The sequence below is a fragment of the Candidatus Methylacidiphilales bacterium genome (assembly GCA_033875315.1).
In the GTDB taxonomy this organism is placed as follows: domain Bacteria; phylum Verrucomicrobiota; class Verrucomicrobiia; order Methylacidiphilales; family CAZTYG01; genus JANRJG01.
The window spans coordinates 58,939-77,198 of sequence record JANRJG010000041.1 but is presented as its reverse complement, the minus strand read 5'-3'; the positions used below and the strand labels follow the sequence as shown (position 1 = coordinate 77,198).

The window sequence follows — 18,260 nt, the reverse complement described above, 5'->3', positions numbered from 1 at the left end:
GCGGTGTCTCCCATGGGGAAAAGATCAGGGAGGATTGGGGAAATTGACGCTGACAAGGGTTTGCAATCCGGTCATTCTTGAATCATGCCCGAACGGGTGAAATATCTTTCCTTGTTGGGGACGCGCATCGCCTGCGTGGATTATCGGGAGGCCTTGCGGGCTTGTCAGGAGATGGTCCGCAGGGAGAAGCCGGGCGCGGTATCGGCCTGCAACACACATATTGTTTCCCAAGCCCGCCACAGCCCCTCTTTCCGACAGGTCATGGACCGGTTCGATCTGGTCCTCCCTGACGGGATGCCTCTGATTTGGGCCCTGAATTTTCTGGGTGCGGGACTCAAAGACCGTGTCTATGGACCCTACTTCATGCGCTACGCACTCCAGAATGCAGCGCCTGGCACACGCCATTTTTTCTTCGGAGGTACGGAAGAAACGCTCGCGCTTCTGCAACAAAAAGCCCGCGAATTGAATCCGGACATTGTCATTGCCGGAACCTGCTCCCCGCCCTTCCGCCCATGGACCGGGGATGATCAAGAGGACTTTGCTCGGAGAATCCGCCAGTGTGGGGCTGATTTCATTTGGGTGGCCCTGGGAGGAGAACGGCAAGAAGCATGGATCGTCGAAAATTTGGGACGCCACACCCGGGGTGTCTTCTTCGCGGTAGGCGACGCCTTTGCCTTGTTGGCCGGGCAACGGCCCTTTGCTCCGGATTGGATGCAGGCGATGTCCCTGACCTGGCTTTATCGCTTGATGCAGGAACCGCGACGCCTGTGGCGCAGGTACGCGCGCTACAATGCGCTCTTTGTCTACTACCTCATCCGGGATGGTTGCTTGGGAGTCGGACGGCCCGCTGCGCAGGCTGGCCAACCGAGCATCGCCTTCATCGGTTCGCGCGGGGTGCCTGCTAGATACTCCGGCTTCGAGACCGTGGTCGAGGAGTTGGGCCGGCGTCTGGCAGCAGACGGCTACCAGGTGGTGGTTTACAACCGTTGGCAGCACTACCGGGACCGGCTTCGGGAATATCTCGGGATGCATCTGCGTTGGTATCCCACTCTGCCTACAAAAAATCTGGAAAGCATAGTTCACACCTCATTGTCCTACCTCGATACCTTCTTCCGGCGTTACGACATCATCTACGTGTGCGGGGTGGGGAATACCCCGTGGGGTCGATACTTCAACCGCCTGACCGGCAGCTTGGTGGTCATCAATGTGGATGGGGCAGATTTCAAGCGGAAAAAATGGGGCCCAGTGGCCCGTTGGTGGCTGCGACGTTCGGAAAAGCGGGCCGTTTCCCTTGGGGATGCGGTCATCGCGGACAATCTTCAGGTCGTCCGGCATTATCAACGGGAGTATGGGCATACCCCGAAGTACATCAGCTACGGTGCCCCGATCCGGACGGTTCCCATCCGCCAGGGAGAATTGGAGCGCTGGGGTTTGGTTCCCAAGGGCTATCTATTGCATGTTTCCCGTCTGAGTCCGGAAAATGAAACCGATCTTCTCCTGCGGGCGCACCGAAACTTGTCCCCGGATGAGGTGCCGCCCTTGGTGATCGTTGGGTCGGCTGGCTATGAAAAAGCATACGAACGGGAGCTCCGCAATCTGGCTTCGGACCGGGTCATTTTCACCGGGGGACGCTATGCCGAAGCCTACGTGGAGCTGAGCCAGAATGCCCTGTTCTTTGTCATGCCAGCAGCCATTGAGGCCACCCGGCTGGTGCTTCTGGACCAGATGGGGATGGCGCAGGCCATCCTTTATCAGGATTGTGAGGCGACCCGCGAGGTGGTGGCCGATGCAGGCATGGCCTTCGGCGGTGAAAATTGCGGGAGTCCGGACGCGCTTTGCGCCGATCTCTCGGACAAAATGCGGCACTTGGCAGCTCAGAAAGTCCTCTGCCATCAACTGGGCCAGGCCGCCCTGGAACGCGCCCGGACACAATACTCTTGGGAGCGAGTGGCAGGGCTTTACCGCGATTTATTCCACGAACTACAAAGCAAGCGAGCAGAGAAAGCGGGCTCCACTTGACAGGCGCATTGGTTAACCCCATTTGGAGGGCGTTCATGACTTTTCACTTCACCACTCGCGGTCCCGGCCATCTGCCGAAGCTCGAAGGCCCTGATCGGGCTGGGGTGGATGGTTTTGTGGGGTCCGGAAGGTGGAAGGTATGTTGAAGTTTTCGATCATCACCCCGAGCCTCAACCAAGTGGCTTATTTGCCGGAGTGTGTGGAGAGTGTGCGGGGGCAGATTCTGGAAAAAGCTGAAAAATTGAAAACTGAAACGCTGAAAAGGGGAGAGGGGGGAGAGGTGCCCCCCTCTTTATTTCAGTGTTCCAGTGTTTCGGATTTTTCCGTGGAACATCTGGTTCAGGACGGAGTTTCCACAGATGGGACGGTGGCGTGGTTGGAGGAAAACACAAAAAAGCGGGAAACGCCTTGCGTTGAAAGGGGGCGGGATTCTGGTTTGCTCCGGGATCACCCGACTTCCATCGTAATGGACCGATATGAATTCCGTTTTGTGAGCGAACCGGATGGGGGGCAGACGGATGCGATCAATCGGGGCTTCGCTGCGGCGAAAGGAGACCTCCTATCGTATCTTTGTGCGGATGATTATCTGCAACCTTGCGCCCTGGGCCGGGTGGCGGAAGTTTTCCAGTCCAATCCCGAGGTGGATGTGGTTTACGGAGACTTTGCTTTTTTGGAAGGGGATTCTGGTTGGGTGAGGAGAAAACGGACGGGACCGTTTTCGGTCGCCCGCCTTCTGCGGGACAATTTTGTTTCCCAACCGGCGACTTTCATCCGGAGGCGGGTTTATGAGCATTTCGGTCCCTTGGATTCTGCCCTCCGATATTGCATGGACCATGAATACTGGTTGAGGATTGCCCGAGATACCCGTTGGTTTTATCTGGCCGAAGTTTTGGCGGTGCAACGGCTGCATGCAGATTCGAAGACAGGATCCCAATTGGTGCGGGCGTGGAATGAAACGGCTGAAATGACGGAACGTTACGGCATGGGGGAGCTTTTCCGCGCACGAGCACGCTGGATGCGCTTGTGCGGGGCAAGGCTTTATTCGCTACGTCGCCGGATAGGGGCCTGTGTGGGAAGGTGGATGCGGTGAAAGCCGGAGGATCGGCGGTGGTGGTGGCATTGGTGGCGACTTACCGTCGTCCACAGGAAATCCGCAGACTGGGAGAGTGTCTGTCCAGACAGACCCACCCAGTGGCGGGTATCGTGGTGGTGGACAATGCCAATGATCCCACCACACGGGAAACGGTGTCCACGCTCCCGGTCAAGTCCACTTATCTGGCGGCTGCATCGAACCTGGGTTGTGGGGCGGGATTAAGGTTGGCCGAGGAACATTTGTTGGAAAGGGCGGCGTCTGTTGAACCCACGCCGACACACTGGTGGATTCTGGATGATGATGTGGCGCCACCTCCGGAAACCCTGGCCCTTTTACTCGAGGCCCTGGCGGGGGCCGGGGCGGGCATGGCGGTTCCGCTGTTGACGGACCACGAGGGGAAAATTTGGGGGTTCCCCGAGCCACGGCAACTCGGGCTGCGGCGACTTTTTCGCCGCACGAGTGACCCTGTGGCGGTGGCCCGGGCATGTGGATCCTCGGCGCATCCCTGTTTGTGGACCACCGGGGCCTGTCAGTTGGTGTCGGTGGCCGCCGTGTCAAAAGCCGGACTGCACCGGACAGATTTTTGGATGCTGGGCGAAGATTTGGATTTTTCCATGCGGGTGGCCCAAGTTGAAGGGGCTGTATTCAGGGGCGATGTGGCCGTTCCCCATCTTCCTCCAGAAAGTCCCGGGAGTAATTCCCGGAGGGGTTACGCCAAATTTTGTGCCCTGCTGCAGAACTTGACCTACCTGGCCTATTGGAACAGGGGCAGCGCGCATTTGTGGAGGTATCTGCCGGGGAATTACCGCCGCTTTTTCAGAACAGAGGGATGGGGTTGGGCCGCGCTGCGTGATGCGGGGGATTGTTTTCTATCGGGTTGTTGTGGTATTCCTGCTGGGTGCGGGGCCGGAGTGCGGGTGAGGAATAGGCTTGCGGAGTCGAGCGGCGGGGAAGCGGTGAAGTGAGGTTGGTGAGCCGCGGGGTTTCCGGATACCGAATGCTTGTTTTCCGGTCTATTGCGGACATGATGCCCGTGCAAAGCGACTACATGGCGTTATCACTGCTCATACGTGTGGGGAAGGGCCGCTGCTCGGGTTTGATCGGGCTTGCGGTGGTTCGCAACCCGGGAGGGAGGGGCTGCCCCTCCTCTTTGCAGGAGACGAGCCTTTCCCAAGTAGGTGCCTAGTGCCCGCCGAAGCCGCCTCTATTTCTGGTTATGACCGCGCCCTTGAAGTTTCTGTTGGCTATTCCTGCCTATCGGGAAAGCCGGCGGCTGCCGGTTTACTTGGGGAAGTTGGCCGAGGCTTTGGAGAGGCAGTTCCCCGGAGCGCGGATCCAGGTTGTCGATGACGGATCCGGAGAGGCCGAGCAAAACCTGCTGCGGGAAAAAATCAAGCCCATCGCAGCCCAGTATAGTTGTCTGTTAGAGACCATCTGGCTGGAAGAAAACAAAGGCAAAGGCGGGGCCGTGCTGACGGCATGGGACCGCGGCAACGATTATCCTTATCTGGGCTTCGTCGATGCCGACGGGGCGGTATCTCCGGAAGAAGTGTGTCGGGTGGCGTCTTTGCTCGGTGGTGATGGCGATCCGGTTTTTTTTGGCTCTCGCATCAAAATGCTGGGGCGTTCCATAACCAGAACGACCGCACGACACTTCATGGGGCGGTTCTTTGCCTTTCTGGTTGGTGTGATGATCGACCCGGGGATATATGACAGCCAGTGTGGTCTAAAATTTATTCCCCAAGCAGGATTCCAGGCGGTCAGGGGCAGACTTCGTGGCCACCGTTTTGCCTTTGATGTGGAACTGCTGGCGGCCTTGAAAACATCCGGTTGGCCCGTCCTGGAGGTGCCCATTGATTGGGAGGATGTTCCCGGCAGCAAGGTTCGATTGATGAGGGACACAATTCGGATGGTCACTTCCCTGTGGCAGATCCGGAAGGAAAGGCTGGCATGGATGTCACAGAGAAAGAACAGATGATCGGTGGGGAGGCTTTGGCTCACTGGTACTACAAAGCCAAATTTGCCTTGTTGCTCGAACATTTGCGTTCGCTGCCCCTCGATCCCGAGCGGTTCACTTGCGTCGATGTTGGCTCTGGGTTGGGCCTGTTTCTCCACAAGCTGGAACAAGTGGGTCTGGCTTCTCCCGCGCGCTCCCTCGGGGTGGATCCGGTCTATGCCCAGGTAACCACGGCGCTCAACAGCCGGATCGAAATCCATCCATCTTTTTTGCCGGGAAAGACTTACGATCTCGCGATCATGATGGATGTGCTTGAGCACGTGCCGGACGACCAAAAGGTTCTATCGGATTCCGTTTCGCGGGTGTCAAAAAACGGCTATGTCTTTATCACCGTTCCTGCCCTGCCTTTTTTGTATTCTTCTCACGATCGCTTTTTGGGTCATTACCGGCGCTACACCATTGCCAGTTTGAGGCGGTTACTGGAAAGTGAGGGACGGCTGGAAATCTTGAGGACTCATTATTTTTTTGCCAGCATACTGCCACTGGCGGTTCCGGTGCGCATGCGCGGGTGGTTGAACCGGAATCCCACGTCATCTGATATGAAAACGTTGCCGGTCTGGGCGGGGGTGCTCCTTGAGCGGGTATGCCGGTGGGAGCTTTCCTGGGCCTGTCAAAACAGGCTGGCGGGCCTTTCCGTGGTGGCACTTTGCCGAGTCTGTGACTAGTGGCTGGAATCGGGAGATGGTCGTTGGTAGGTGAAAGGTGACATCAGCTTCGGGAGCCGATAAGTTGACCGCGTGAGGCCTGCAAAGATAACGGTGGTGGAATGGCACCAGATGGGCGATGCGGTCATGGCGTTGCCCTTCATCCATGGGGCGCGCGAGGCGGGAATCGAGGTCACGGCCTGTGCCACGCCGGGGCCGGCGTCTGTCATCCAGTTGGCTTTTCCGGATCTGGCTGTGGGGATTTTCCGCCCGGATGTGGACAACTGGTGGAGGGGAGACGATTGGGGGGGGTGGAGGCAGAAGCATGGAGCGGATACGGCGGTTTGTGCCTGGGGTGATCCGCGGACACATTTTTGGATGAAGCGTGCGGGCTTTGATCGACGCATCGGCCTGCCTGCGGTGCCGAACAACTGTTACGCCCGCGAGGCTGCTTTCCTTCGTCCCTGCCTGCGGGAGACACAGGCTTTCGGGCGTTTGTTGAATGGTCTCGCCGGTCCCCTGCTGACCGAAGCCTGGTTGCGACCCCGCCGCGACCTGCACCACCAGGACAACTGGGGCGAGATGGCGCGGATGCTGGGGTTTTCTGTCAATGAGTTGTTTTCATGGCCGGTTGTTCCTGCTCCAGGACTTAAATCTGCGGGCCGCCGCAACTCTTATTGGGTGGTGCATTCCGGGGGCAGATTGTTGCCCAAGCGTTGGAGTGGGGAGAAATGGCGGGAGCTCTTAATCCGCTTGCGCGCGCTCGATGTGTCCACGGTCTGGGTGCGGAGTCAGGGGATGGATGATGAAGTCGAGCTGCCTCCGGGGCAGGAAGTCTTTGAAGCGGGCGGGCTGCGCGGTTTTGCGGAGTTGGTGGCGGGAGCCCGGGGGTTGATCGGGTTGGATTCGTTTCCGGCCCATCTCTCGGCTTCCATGGGTAAAGACACGGTGGTCCTTTTTGGCGAAATGCCCGATGTCTGGTTTGCCCCGCGCGGACCGCATGTCCGTGTCATGAAGAAGCCCATGACCGAGGGGTGCCTGCGGGATTATGTGACCAAGGGGTTGTCACTGCTGCGCGAATTGGAAGTGGATGAAGTGGTCGCGGCGGTGAAGGCGTCTTCGGCGGACAATCGTTGATTGCGGAGACTTCCGGCAAGGCAGGGGCGTGCCACATTGAAAAAAGCGTTTGGAACCTTCGGGCGATGTGTCTACTTTGTTGGCCATGCAGAACGGAAGCCATTCGCGATTTCCGGTATGGCTCATGCCTTCGGCTTCTGTGGCAGCGGCCGGTGCCGGCTTGGCCCTGATGTTTGCCTTGTTCCCCTATGGGGCGGGTTGGGGTGACCAGCCGACTTCGGTGGTCTCCAACCTCCTCTGGATGTGGAAGCACGCAAAAGAATGGGAGCACTGCCAATTGGTGCCGCTGATTTCCCTTTTCATCATTTGGTTGGATCGTGAGAAATTGCGAGATGTTCCTTGGGAGGGGCAGATTTCCGGATTGTATCTTTTCCTGTTAGGCATGGGGCTCTTCTGGGTTGGTTACCTCATCGACATCGTGGTTTTCAGCTTTTTGGTTTTTCATCTCATGATTGGGGCCACGGCAGTGTGGCTGTTTGGTTGGCCGCTGTTGCGGGCGGTTTTTTTTCCCTATGCTTTTCTGTTTTTTGCCTGGCCGATGCCATTTCTGGAAGCGACGATCGCATTTCCCCTGCGTGACATCATGGCCCGTTTTTCGCATGGGTTTCTGAATCTCATCGGCCTCGACGTTCTGCGGGTGGGGACGTCGATTGTTTCGGCTCCTGATCCGGTGCGCGGGCTGGCCCAGGGGGCCCGATTCGCCCTGGATGTGGCCGATCCGTGCAGCGGTATCCGGTCGCTCTTTGCCCTGACCATGGTTTCCGCCCTTTTCGCCTATTTCGGTACCACCAAAGACGACACCCTGGCCGGATGGCGCAAGCAGGTGGCTGGGGGGCCGTTTTGGCAGAGGGGGTGCGTCGAATTCCTGGCCTTTTTCACCGACCATTGGCGGGGTTGGCTGGTTTTTCTTTCGGCGGCCCCGTTTGCCGTGCTGGGCAACTTTTGTCGCATCCTCATGCTCACCTTCGGCACTCTTCTATTGGGCAGCAAGGTGGCCATCGGGGATTTGGAGCATCCAAGCACGTACCACATGGCTTCCGGATTTCTGGTATTCGGGGTGGCGTTGGGAGGAATGTTCACGTGGGGTTGGTTCCTGAATGAAGGCTGCAAAACACTGATCGAGAGGAGCAAGGGATTGTACGCAGTGATCGGCGCGGTAAAGAGTCCTCCCCAGCCCGGAAAGGAGTTCTGATGACTGAGCTGACACTGGACATCACGGGCACAAAGACCGGGCCGATCCGCATCGCTCTCGGGCGCGGACTGGTCCTGCTCGGGCTCTCGATTCTGGCGGTGGGGATATGCTGGATCACACCCAACCCAAACACGGCCTCCCAACCCGGAGTGCGGATGGTTTTGCCTGATTTCCCTCTGGGCATGCTCTCGGAACCCCAGGAAATGTCCCCTGGCGAAAAACTCCTCCTGCCAAGCGACACCGAGATTGTCCGCAAGGCCTACTTTTCGACCAAAGGTGACCGCATCACGGTTTCCATCGTGCTGGCGGGTGGGGAGAAGCGCAGCATCCACCGCCCAGAAGTCTGTCTGCCTGCCCAAGGTTGGTACATGCGCAAGGGCCAGACCGTGAACATCCCGATGAAGGATGGCGGCAATCTCGAAGCAATGAAGCTGGACCTGCAGCGTGAAGTCGATTTTGGGAACGGTCGCAAGAACCAGATGCGCGCGGTCTTTCTTTATTGGTTCATTGGCAAGGACACGACAACTCCGCACCATTGGAAGCGACTCTTTTTGACCAGTTGGGATCGGGTGTTCCGCCAAATCAACCACCGTTGGGCTTACGTCAGTGTCATGAGCGTGGTCACCCAAGGGTATGTCCTCAACGGTAAAGATGAAGCCCAGACTCTGGACATGTTGAAATCGTTTACGTCGGAAATTGCTCCCTCCTTTCTTCTGCCACGCGAATCGCCTTAACGCCGAGCGAGAGGCAGCCCATACAGACGTATCAATCCGGCAAAAAATTTCCTTTGGAGCATTCAGTAACGGCGGCCGGCGACAAACCGTAATTCCTCAAGGTGTAGATTCGGAGACCAAGAGCCTATCCGGATAGGTTCTTAGCTCCTTTCGGGAGGCGGTAGTTTCAACGAAATTTGCCTGGCTAAATTTGACAGAATCTTCCGAGAGATCAGATTTTTATTTCTTGAGTCTATTCCGGTGTGCTTTGCCGGCCTGATTTCAGGGATGGGTAGAAGCAGTCCGCCATGAGGCGTTGGTTTCCCGGGGCCAAGATCGGGCTTGCCCGGTCGGGTCCAGAGCGTAAGAAGCAGGGATGATCCGCACGTTTGTATTCAACGAGGGCAAGCTGGCGGCGCAGGATCTCGACCTCGACGCCCTGCGTCTGGTCCGCTCGGACAAGGGATTGATCATCTGGATCGACTTGGACAATCCGACCGACGAAGAAACCCGGGAGGTCCTGGAAGGGCTCTTTCATTTCCACCCGCTCTCGATCGAGGACTGTGTGGCGGTTTCGCAACTGCCCAAAATCGAGGACTATGAGGACTATCTCTTCATGGTCATGCACGCGGTGGATTTCAACCGTCAGGAAAAATTCACCACCACCGAATTGAACCTGTTCTTGGGCAAGGATTACCTCGTCACCTACCATGAATTGCCCCTGCGCTCGCTCAAGACGGCGATCGAACGATCCGTGAACAAGATCGGCACGATCGCCCGCGGTCCCGACCGCCTGGCCCACACCATCATCGATTTGATGGTGGATAATTACAATCCGGTGATGGATGAGTTGCACGAGGAATTGGAGGAACTGGAAGATCTGCTTTTGGGGAAATCGCACACCCAGGACATGGTGCCGATGATCCTGGACTGCCGGAAGGACATCGGGTTGCTCCGCCGCATCGTCCGGCCCCAACGGGAAATCATCGGCCGTCTGGCCCGCGGTGAATACAAGCTCATCCGGCCGAATCTGCTGCCCTACTTCCGCGACATTCATGACAATCTGGTGCGGATCGATGAAACGGCGCTGTCGGCGAGCGAACAGTTGTTGACCTCGTTTGATCTTTACCTGAACCGCACGGCCCAGCAGTCCAACGAGGGGATCAAAGTTCTGACCGCCCTGACCGCCTTGACCCTGCCCCCGGTGGTGATCGGGAGTTGGTACGGGATGAATTTCGAGCAGATGCCGGAGTTGAAGTGGGCGTCTTCCTATCCGATGGCTTTTTTGCTCAACATCCTGGGCGTGATCGGAATGGCCATCTGGCTCAAGCGCAAGAAGTGGTTTTGAAGCCTCTGCAGTGACATCGTGACAGGCGAGGGTATTTGCGTCATTTTGTCAGCAAAATTCGCTCTTGTCGAAAATGAGGGGATAAGAGACATTTTGTCTCTGTGAAAGCGTCTTTTCTAGGGAAATTGCTGGAACGGGTGGACCAGTTGGAGCCGGAACAGCTGCAGCGCTATTTGGTGCGCCTGGCCCGGGAGCACGGTTATTTGGAAACCCTCTTCAACACGCTCCAGGACGCCATCGTGGTCCTGGATGGGAAAGGCGTGATCCAATACACCAATCGTGCAGCCACGCGGCTCCTGCCTTTTCCGCGCGAAACGGCCTCGGGCCAGCCCGTGGAGCGCTATTTGCGCGACGTGCCATGGAAAGAATGGCTGGACGAGCCCCAAGGGGTGACCCGGCGGCTGTCGATTCATTACCCCGAGCCGAAGGTGGTCGAGTTGGTCCTGTTGCCGATGGAAGTGACCGAGGGGGCATGGGAGGGGATGCGGGTGGCGATTTTCCATGACATCACCGAACGGGAGTCGACGGCCCGTGAGGCGATCGAATCCGAGCGGATGCAGGCCCTGACCTTGCTGGCGGCGGGTGTGGCGCATGAGTTGGGCAACCCGATCAACAGTCTGAACATCCATCTCCAATTGATGCAGCGCGATTTGCGCCGCCTAGAACCCGACGTGGCGGCCCCCTTGAAAGAGTCGATCGGCATCGCCCGTCGGGAAATCGACCGCTTGGATGCCATCATCCAGCAATTTCTCAGGGCCATCCGTCCCACCGTGCCGGATTTCCAGCCCCTGCAGCTCGGACTGCTCATCCGCGAGACCTTGGAAACCTTGGATGCGGAGATCCGGGACCGCGGCGTTCTGGTGGAAACTGACATTGCGTCCGACCTGCCCGATCTTTTGCTCGATCCGGTGCAGGTCAAGCAGGTGATATACAATCTTTCCCGAAACGCTTTCCAGGCCATGGGAGCCCAGGGGCTGCTCAACATCACAGTGGCCAGGCAGGATGAATGGGTGGTGGTGGTCTTCCGGGACAACGGCTGTGGGATCTCGGTCGAGGACTTGCCGCGAGTGACCGAGGCCTATTACACCACCAAGGAGGGTGGGTCCGGGCTGGGGTTGATGATTGTCCAACGGATTGTCAGGGAGCACGGGGGTGAGATGGAAATCGAGAGCCATCCGGGCCGCGGTACGGCGGTGCGACTGAAGTTCCCGGCCGGCGGTCGACAAGTCCGGTTGCTGGAAAGCACCCCGGACAAGGCCCGTGCGGAAGGCAGAAAGGGCAAAAACGGATGAGTGGATTGAAGCCGACCCTGTTGATCGTCGAGGATGAAAAACACACCCGCGAGGGGCTGCGCCGTGCCTTGGCGGACCACTTCGAGGTTTATCTGGCCCCGGACCTGGCGGGTGCGGAGAACGTGCTCACCACCGAGACGGTGGACCTGGTCCTGACCGACCTGCGACTGGGTTCGGACAGCGGCATGGACGTGTTGAAGCGGTGCCAGAACCTGCCGCACCAACCGGTCTGTTTCATGATGACCGCCTACGGATCGGTGGAGAATGCGGTCGAGGCCATGCGACGCGGAGCGCAGGATTATGTGACCAAGCCGGTCAACATCGACAAACTGGAAATGATGCTCTTGCGGGCCCTGCGCGGCCGCCGTGTGGAGGTGGAAAACCGCCGCCTGCGCGACCGGATCGAGAAAGAGCACGGTTTGGAACGGTTTGTCGGACGCTCGCCGCGGATGGTGGAAATCTTTGAGACCCTGCGTCAGGTGGCCGACACCCGGGCCACTGTCCTGGTGCAGGGCGAGAGTGGCACAGGCAAGGAATTGGTGGCCCAGGCCCTCCACCAACTCAGCTCGCGCAAAGCCCGCCCGTTTCTGGCGGTGCATTGCGCGGCCTTGTCCGCCCAGTTGCTGGAGAGTGAGCTTTTTGGCCACGAAAAAGGGGCCTTTACCGGGGCGATGGAACGGAGGACCGGGCGCTTCGAGGAGGCGGACGGTGGCACGATCTTCCTGGATGAGATCGGGGAAATTGACGCCACGATCCAGGTCAAGTTGCTCCGGGTCCTGGGCGAGCGTTCTTTTGAAAGGGTCGGTGGGAACAAGCGCATCCAGGTCGATGTCCGGGTGATTGCCGCGACCAACCGGGACCTTGCGGCCATGGTCAAGGAAGGGACCTTCCGGGAGGACCTGTATTACCGCATCAATGTCGTCCGCATCGACCTCCCGCCTTTGCGCGAACGGACCGGCGACATCGCCCTCCTGGCCAGGACGTTTCTGGAGGAATTCGCGCGTGAGAACGGGAAGCCCGGGCTGCACTTCAGCCCCCGGGTGGAAGATATGCTTGTGCAATACACCTGGCCCGGTAACGTGCGCCAGTTGCGTGCCGCCGTGGAACATGGGGTGGTGATGTGCCGTGGAAGAGAAATCCTTCCCGGTGACCTGCCTCCCGACCTGCGTTCGGCCGTGATGGAACACAATTCCCCGTCCGTGGAAACGCTCAACCTGCAAGTGATTGAAAAACACTCCATCCAGCAGGCACTACAGACCTGCTCGGGGAACCGTACCGAAGCGGCCCGCCTGCTGGGCATCAGCCGCCGCACGTTGCATCGCAAATTGAACGAATACCAAATCGGGGACTGATATGCCGGGACTACAGGACATTGTTTACGCACTCGAGGTGGGCAACCTCCGCCGCTGGATCTTACGATTGGCCGTCATCATATTGCTGGCCGGACTGGGGATCTTTTACATGGTCCGGCAGTTCAATGGCCTGAGTGAACCCATGGCCATGGACCTGGCCCAGATCGGCCGCCAGATCGCGCTCGGACACGGCTTCAGCACCCAGTTCCTCCGTCCGATGATCATCAAGGAAAACAAGGAGAAAAAAAACCTGGCAATCCCGAGCGATATCCAGCGTTCTCCTGATGTCATCCACGCACCACTGTATCCCTATCTCCTTGGTGGGGCCTTTAAGTTGACCGGCACGGACTTCTCTGTCAAAATCACCGAACTCAAGGATTTTTCGGTCTATCCGCCCGAGAAAGTCATCATTTTCACCAATATCCTGTTTTTGGTGCTGGCGGTGGTTGTTTTCTACTTGTGGATGTTGCGTTCTTTTGACGACCGCGTGGCCATCATCTCCTGCGGTCTGCTCGTTGCTTCCGATCTCGTATGGGATCTGACCATTTCCGGCCTACCTCTTGCTCCTCTGATGTTCCTGTTGTGCTTGGCGGGTTTTTGCATCAACGAATCCCTCCTTGCCGAGGAAAGCGATGCCCAGACGTCAGCGGCCGCATGGTGGGCGACGGCAGCGCTGGCCGTTTCGGGCATGGGTATGACCAGTTACCCCATGCTCGTGCTCGTTCCGGCCATGGTGGGTTTCGCCTTCTTGGTTTTTGTGCGCCGCAACCTCATGGTGGCCATTGCCCTGGTGCTGCCCGTGCTTGTCTGTATACCCTGGATCATCCGGAACATCAACCTGACCGGAAATCCGTTCGGTTTTGCCTGGGTCGAAATTTTTGTCGACAACGGATCCATGCCTGGGGACTCGATTTGGCGGGTTTTTGGGGAAGATCCATCCCGGGCCTACGGATTGAAGCCATTACTTCGGGCTTTGGCCCTCGGGTTGGCCAACATTTCCACGAACTTTTCCGCCTTTTTTGGAGGTGCTGTGATTCCGTGTCTTTTCTTGGCCGGGTTGATCCATGTTTTCCGCAGATCCCATTGCCAACAATCTCGCTGGTTCTGGGTGGCGTCACTCACTGCCGTGATTCTTTGCAATGCCGCCATCATCAAGTTGCGCCCTGTCGAAGAACATCTTCATCTCAACCTGCTCCTGGTCTTTCTGCCCGTGTTGGCCGGCTACGGCGTGGCCTTTCTTTTTGTCATGATCAACAGGCTGCAGCTTCCCTCGACCATTCTGGTGATTCCGATCTTTGCCGTGGTTTGCCTCCTGCAGATTATCCCGCTGGGAGTGAGGTTGATCCAGCGACCCGCGCCTCCATACTCTTACCCACCGTACTTTCCGCCGGTTTTTGTCCTCGTCGGTTCATGGCTGGATGAAAAAGAAATCCAAGCCATGGATGTCCCTTGGGCCGGGGCTTGGTATTCCAACCGGACCACGATATGGTTGCCCCTGAAACGCGAGGATTTCTTCGCGTTGAACGATTTCACTGTGAAAATCTCCGCCATGCTTTTGACCCCGTATAGCTCTGAGAAAAAACTCTATTCCGAGGTCAATACCGGAGAGTTCCGTGATTGGGCGCCCCTGATCCGCCGCTCCGATTTCCGTGAATTGCCTCTTCCCCAGGTCACCGTCCTGCCGCCCAACAAGGACGACTACATGTATTTCTCCGACAAGATTCGCTGGCGTTGATCTTTTCTTATGGTTTTGGACTTAAAAAGAACTGTTAAGTGCTATGATTCTGAGACTTAAGTGGAATAAATTCCCGGTTGACTTATTAGGTGCATGTCACTTAAATTCTTTAATTGCACAATCGTAACTTACGAATTTTGAAACTTTCGCCATACTAAACCTCCATGAACAGACTTTCTGCTCTTTTCGCGCTGCTCGTTTTGCTGCTGATCGACCTGTGTGAGGCGAATGCCCAGGCGAATCTGCGTGCGGGCGTGGAGGGCTCTGGCAAGCCTTACACGATCTCAGTGGGTCTGAGGCAGGAATATGACGACAACATTTTTACCTCGTCTAACAACGAGCAGGGATCATGGAAAACCATCGTCAATCCCTCCGTGGTTTTCAATTACCCCATGGAAAACACTTCCATCTCCTTCGGCGCCGATTTCGGGCTTATCTTTTACTGGGACCGTCCTGGCGATGATTTCGATTACAACCAACTTTTCACGGGCCGTGTGAGCCACAATTTTTCCGACCGCTTTCAGTTAGATTTGCGCGAACAGTTCCGCTTCGCCCAGGAAGCTGAGGGTCGCTCCGGCACCGCCATTCAGCGCTTCCTTGGTGATGGCTTCTCCAACAGTGCAAGCATCGATGGCACCGCCAAATGGACAGACCGGTTTTCGACCGTGACCGGCTATTCCAATACCCTTGACCGCTATGACGACTCCTCCATCAATCTGGTCAACGACCAGATGACCCACGGTGTGAGGCAGGATTTCCAGTTTTCTGTCTTGCCGACCACCACTGCTGTGGCGGCTTTCAATTACAGCACCACCGATTACACGGATGGAAATATCTTGGGTACTCGTGATTTCGACGTCTACCGCGGGACGGTTGGGGCCGATCATTACATCCTCACCAACTGGCTGATCACCGGACGATTCGGGGGTGAATACGTCGACCGTGCCAATACCGCGCTGAGTGATGGGGCCAACCCCTACGTGGACCTCAGCACGGCCTGGACCTATCTGCCCGGTAGCCGCCTCCGTGCCAGCTACAATTACGCAACCAACCTGACGGATGATGCCCAATCCGGTACCAGCACCGGACACACCCTGGCCTTGGAAATTCAGCACGCCATCACGCCCAAGCTAACCGCAACGGGTTCCGTCCGTGGCCAATTTCAAAGTCTGGACCGATCCAGCGCTCTTGGCGCTGTTAATTCGGATGCCATCGATGAAACCAGCTATACCACCTCGCTTGGCTTGAGCTACACCATCACCAACTACCTCTCCGCCAATGTCGGATACACCCTATCGGGGGTTGATTCTGATGACGCCTCCCGGGAATACTGGAGAAATCAGATCTATTTTGGGATCACCGGCAAATACTGATTCCCGGCTTCGTCCTTCCGGAACTTCCTGCTCCCCGTTCCTGTCCCGAACTTATCTATTTTACAACCGGTGGTGCCGGTGCGAACATAAAACATGGCCGAGACCCCGGAGGTAAATCTCCATTTCAGTGATTACTGGCGCGTCGTCAAAAACCGCTGGCCCATCATCCTGACCATCTTCGTTCTCGTGGTCACGACGGCCTATTTCTACACCAAGACCCTCCCGAAGATCTACACCTCCTCGTCCGTCATCAAGGTCGACATGGAGAACAAGGACATGAGTGTCTTTGGCGCGAGCATGCAGGGCTTCGACGCCATTTTCTTCCAGACGGAATTCGAGCTCATCCAATCCAAAAAAGTCCTCAACCGCATCATCAAGCGACTCGACCTCCAGCGCAAGTTCTCGCAGATGAACGGCATGACCGGTGACCAACTCATGACGGAGGACCAGACTTACGTCATGCTCCGCAGGGGTATGCTGGCAGTTCAGCCCTACCGCAACACCAAGCTGATCGAAATTGCCGTTAACAGCACCGACCCCGCCCTTTGCAAGCTCATCGCCAATACGATCGCTGACGAATACGAGGTCTACCGGCTGGAGGAGATCCAAATACGTTCGGAGTCCGGCCTGTCCTCGCTCAAGAATGAAATGGACAAGCAAAAGGCCGAATTCGACCGGGCCAAGGCCAAAGTCGAAAAACTCCGCAAGGAACTCGGTCCCGACTCTTATATACCCGGCGGCATGTCCAACACCAACGATGTCGCCACCATGCAGGACATGGAACTCCAGCGCAAAGAGGCAATGCTCAGCGAGATGAAGTCCGATGTGCTGGCGCGCAAGGTCCGTTTGGATAAAATCAAGGACCTCAGCCCCCAGGAAATGGAGTCGGTCATCGCTTCTCTCGGTCTGGAAGATGGCACCATTTCCCAAACCAAGCAAAACCTCTACGCCAACGAAACCTACTTGAAATCCTTGGAAAAGCAGGGCTTCGAATCGGAGCACCCAAGGATCAAATCCACCCTGGCCCAGATCAAAAAACTGCGCAACCAATTGGATGATCTTTTGGTTGGGGTGAAGCGCTCCCTCGAGATTGATCTGGGTGTCTCGGAGGCCAAGGTGGCTGGTGTCGAGGCCGAGGTGTTGAAACTGCGCGACAACAGCCGAAGCAACCGTTCCGAAAAGCTGGCTCCCTATGAGGACGCCATTCGCGAGATGGAGACACAAAGCTCGCTCTATTCCCTGCTGGTGGCCCGTTACAAGCAGGAATCGGTCGATGCCCAGATCACCTCCCGTCCGGTGACCCTGGTCAACGCCGCCGAGGAAAATCTGCGACCGATCCGCCCCAATCTCACCCTCAACATTTCCCTGGCCGCGCTGGTCGGTTTGGTCCTGGGCGTGTCCCTGGCTTTCTTCATCGAATACCTCGACACCAGTGTGAAGTCGCTCGACGACGTCGAACGCTACCTCAACACGACCGTGGTGGGCGTGGTGCCCGAAGGGGTCAGCGCCCTCAACTTGGAGGGGCCGGATTCTCCCAATGCCGAAGCCTATCGTATCTTACGTGCAAAAATCGACCTCAAGGCCAAACCGGATGGGGCCCACACCCTCACCGTCGTCAGCGGGGGGCCCGGCGAGGGAAAGACGACCACGCTCTTCAATCTGGCCTATGTCTGTGCCTACAGCGGCATCAACACCCTGATTGTGGACACCGACTTCCGGCGTCATTCCCTCAATTCGATCCTGGGTATCTCCAACGACCAGGGTCTGGCGGACTTTCTCCTCGGCTACGGCCCGCTGCATGAATACATCCGTGCCACCGAGATCCCCAACCTGCATGTCATCAGCGCGGGCAAGCTGCCGCCCCAATGCATGGGTGCGCTCAGTCCGGCCAAGATGTCGGAGGTCGTCGAGACCCTCAAGCCGCACTACGACGTCATCCTCTTCGACGCCCCCCCGATCCTGGGCATTTCGGACGCCGCGGTCATCGTACATGAAGTCGACACCACCTTGCTTGCCATCCAGCACCGCCGCTATCCCCGAAACATCTCCTGGCGGGCCAAGAAAGTGGTTGAAGAAGTCGGGGGGCGTTTCGGCGGGGTTATCCTGAACAAGGTCCACCTCCGGAGCGACGATTCCTACTATTACTACACCAGCTACTACGGCTACTACGGTTATTACAAGTCAGGATCACGCGGTGAGGCCAAGAAGAAGGCCAGAGAAAACAAACGGCAGTTGGAGAAGAAGGTCAAAAAGAACCAAGCTTCCGCCGTCGAGCCTCCAGCCTCCGGCGATAGCCCGCCTGCTCCCGCACCCGGTGGCACGGTTAACGAAGATTTTTAATACTC

13 protein-coding genes are annotated in these 18,260 nt (G+C 57.4%); all 13 read left to right on the top strand.

From position 1 onward, the window contains the following. The first annotated feature begins 84 nt into the window (after nucleotides 1–84). The 13 genes from SFU85_13245 (at nucleotide 85) to SFU85_13185 (ending at nucleotide 18,255) form a co-directional block, all read left to right on the top strand. A complete protein-coding gene (locus tag SFU85_13245) occupies nucleotides 85–2,019 on the top strand; it encodes a WecB/TagA/CpsF family glycosyltransferase (GenBank protein MDX6767742.1) in 1,935 nt (644 codons plus the stop codon). A 1,086-nt stretch (nucleotides 2,020–3,105) separates the two neighbouring features. Next, nucleotides 3,106–4,077, top strand: coding sequence for a glycosyltransferase (locus tag SFU85_13240; protein ID MDX6767741.1), 972 nt, complete (start codon nucleotides 3,106–3,108; stop codon nucleotides 4,075–4,077). A gap of 251 nt (nucleotides 4,078–4,328) precedes the next feature. Continuing rightward, nucleotides 4,329–5,090, top strand: a complete 762-nt coding sequence (locus tag SFU85_13235) for a glycosyltransferase (protein MDX6767740.1) — start codon at nucleotides 4,329–4,331, stop codon at nucleotides 5,088–5,090. Beyond that, a complete protein-coding gene (locus SFU85_13230; protein MDX6767739.1) occupies nucleotides 5,063–5,794 on the top strand; it encodes a class I SAM-dependent methyltransferase in 732 nt (243 codons plus the stop codon). Before SFU85_13235 ends, SFU85_13230 begins: the two co-directional genes overlap by 28 nt. A 72-nt stretch (nucleotides 5,795–5,866) precedes the next feature. Continuing rightward, nucleotides 5,867–6,910: a glycosyltransferase family 9 protein gene (locus tag SFU85_13225; protein MDX6767738.1), complete on the top strand. Its 1,044-nt coding sequence runs from the start codon at nucleotides 5,867–5,869 to the stop codon at nucleotides 6,908–6,910. A gap of 124 nt (nucleotides 6,911–7,034) precedes the next feature. Beyond that, nucleotides 7,035–8,102: an exosortase/archaeosortase family protein gene (locus SFU85_13220; protein MDX6767737.1), complete on the top strand. Its 1,068-nt coding sequence runs from the start codon at nucleotides 7,035–7,037 to the stop codon at nucleotides 8,100–8,102. Further along, nucleotides 8,102–8,836, top strand: coding sequence for an EpsI family protein (locus SFU85_13215; protein ID MDX6767736.1), 735 nt, complete (start codon nucleotides 8,102–8,104; stop codon nucleotides 8,834–8,836). Before SFU85_13220 ends, SFU85_13215 begins: the two co-directional genes overlap by 1 nt. Before the next feature lie 355 nt (nucleotides 8,837–9,191). Then, nucleotides 9,192–10,163 (top strand): magnesium/cobalt transporter CorA, encoded by a 972-nt coding sequence (corA, locus tag SFU85_13210; GenBank protein ID MDX6767735.1) that lies wholly within the window; start codon nucleotides 9,192–9,194, stop codon nucleotides 10,161–10,163. 101 nt (nucleotides 10,164–10,264) lie between these two features. Then, the gene (locus SFU85_13205) at nucleotides 10,265–11,455 is read left to right on the top strand and encodes an ATP-binding protein (protein ID MDX6767734.1); all 1,191 of its coding nucleotides are present in this window, start codon (nucleotides 10,265–10,267) and stop codon (nucleotides 11,453–11,455) included. Continuing rightward, nucleotides 11,452–12,807 carry a sigma-54 dependent transcriptional regulator gene (locus SFU85_13200; GenBank protein ID MDX6767733.1) on the top strand — a complete coding sequence of 452 codons (1,356 nt, stop codon included), beginning with the start codon at nucleotides 11,452–11,454 and terminating at the stop codon, nucleotides 12,805–12,807. Before SFU85_13205 ends, SFU85_13200 begins: the two co-directional genes overlap by 4 nt. Before the next feature lies 1 nt (nucleotide 12,808). Further along, the gene (locus SFU85_13195; protein MDX6767732.1) at nucleotides 12,809–14,542 is read left to right on the top strand and encodes a glycosyltransferase family 39 protein; all 1,734 of its coding nucleotides are present in this window, start codon (nucleotides 12,809–12,811) and stop codon (nucleotides 14,540–14,542) included. A 164-nt stretch (nucleotides 14,543–14,706) separates the two neighbouring features. Continuing rightward, a complete protein-coding gene (locus tag SFU85_13190) occupies nucleotides 14,707–15,915 on the top strand; it encodes an outer membrane beta-barrel protein (protein ID MDX6767731.1) in 1,209 nt (402 codons plus the stop codon). 93 nt (nucleotides 15,916–16,008) lie between these two features. Next, nucleotides 16,009–18,255 (top strand): polysaccharide biosynthesis tyrosine autokinase, encoded by a 2,247-nt coding sequence (locus tag SFU85_13185; GenBank protein ID MDX6767730.1) that lies wholly within the window; start codon nucleotides 16,009–16,011, stop codon nucleotides 18,253–18,255. Nucleotides 18,256–18,260 lie beyond the last annotated feature (5 nt).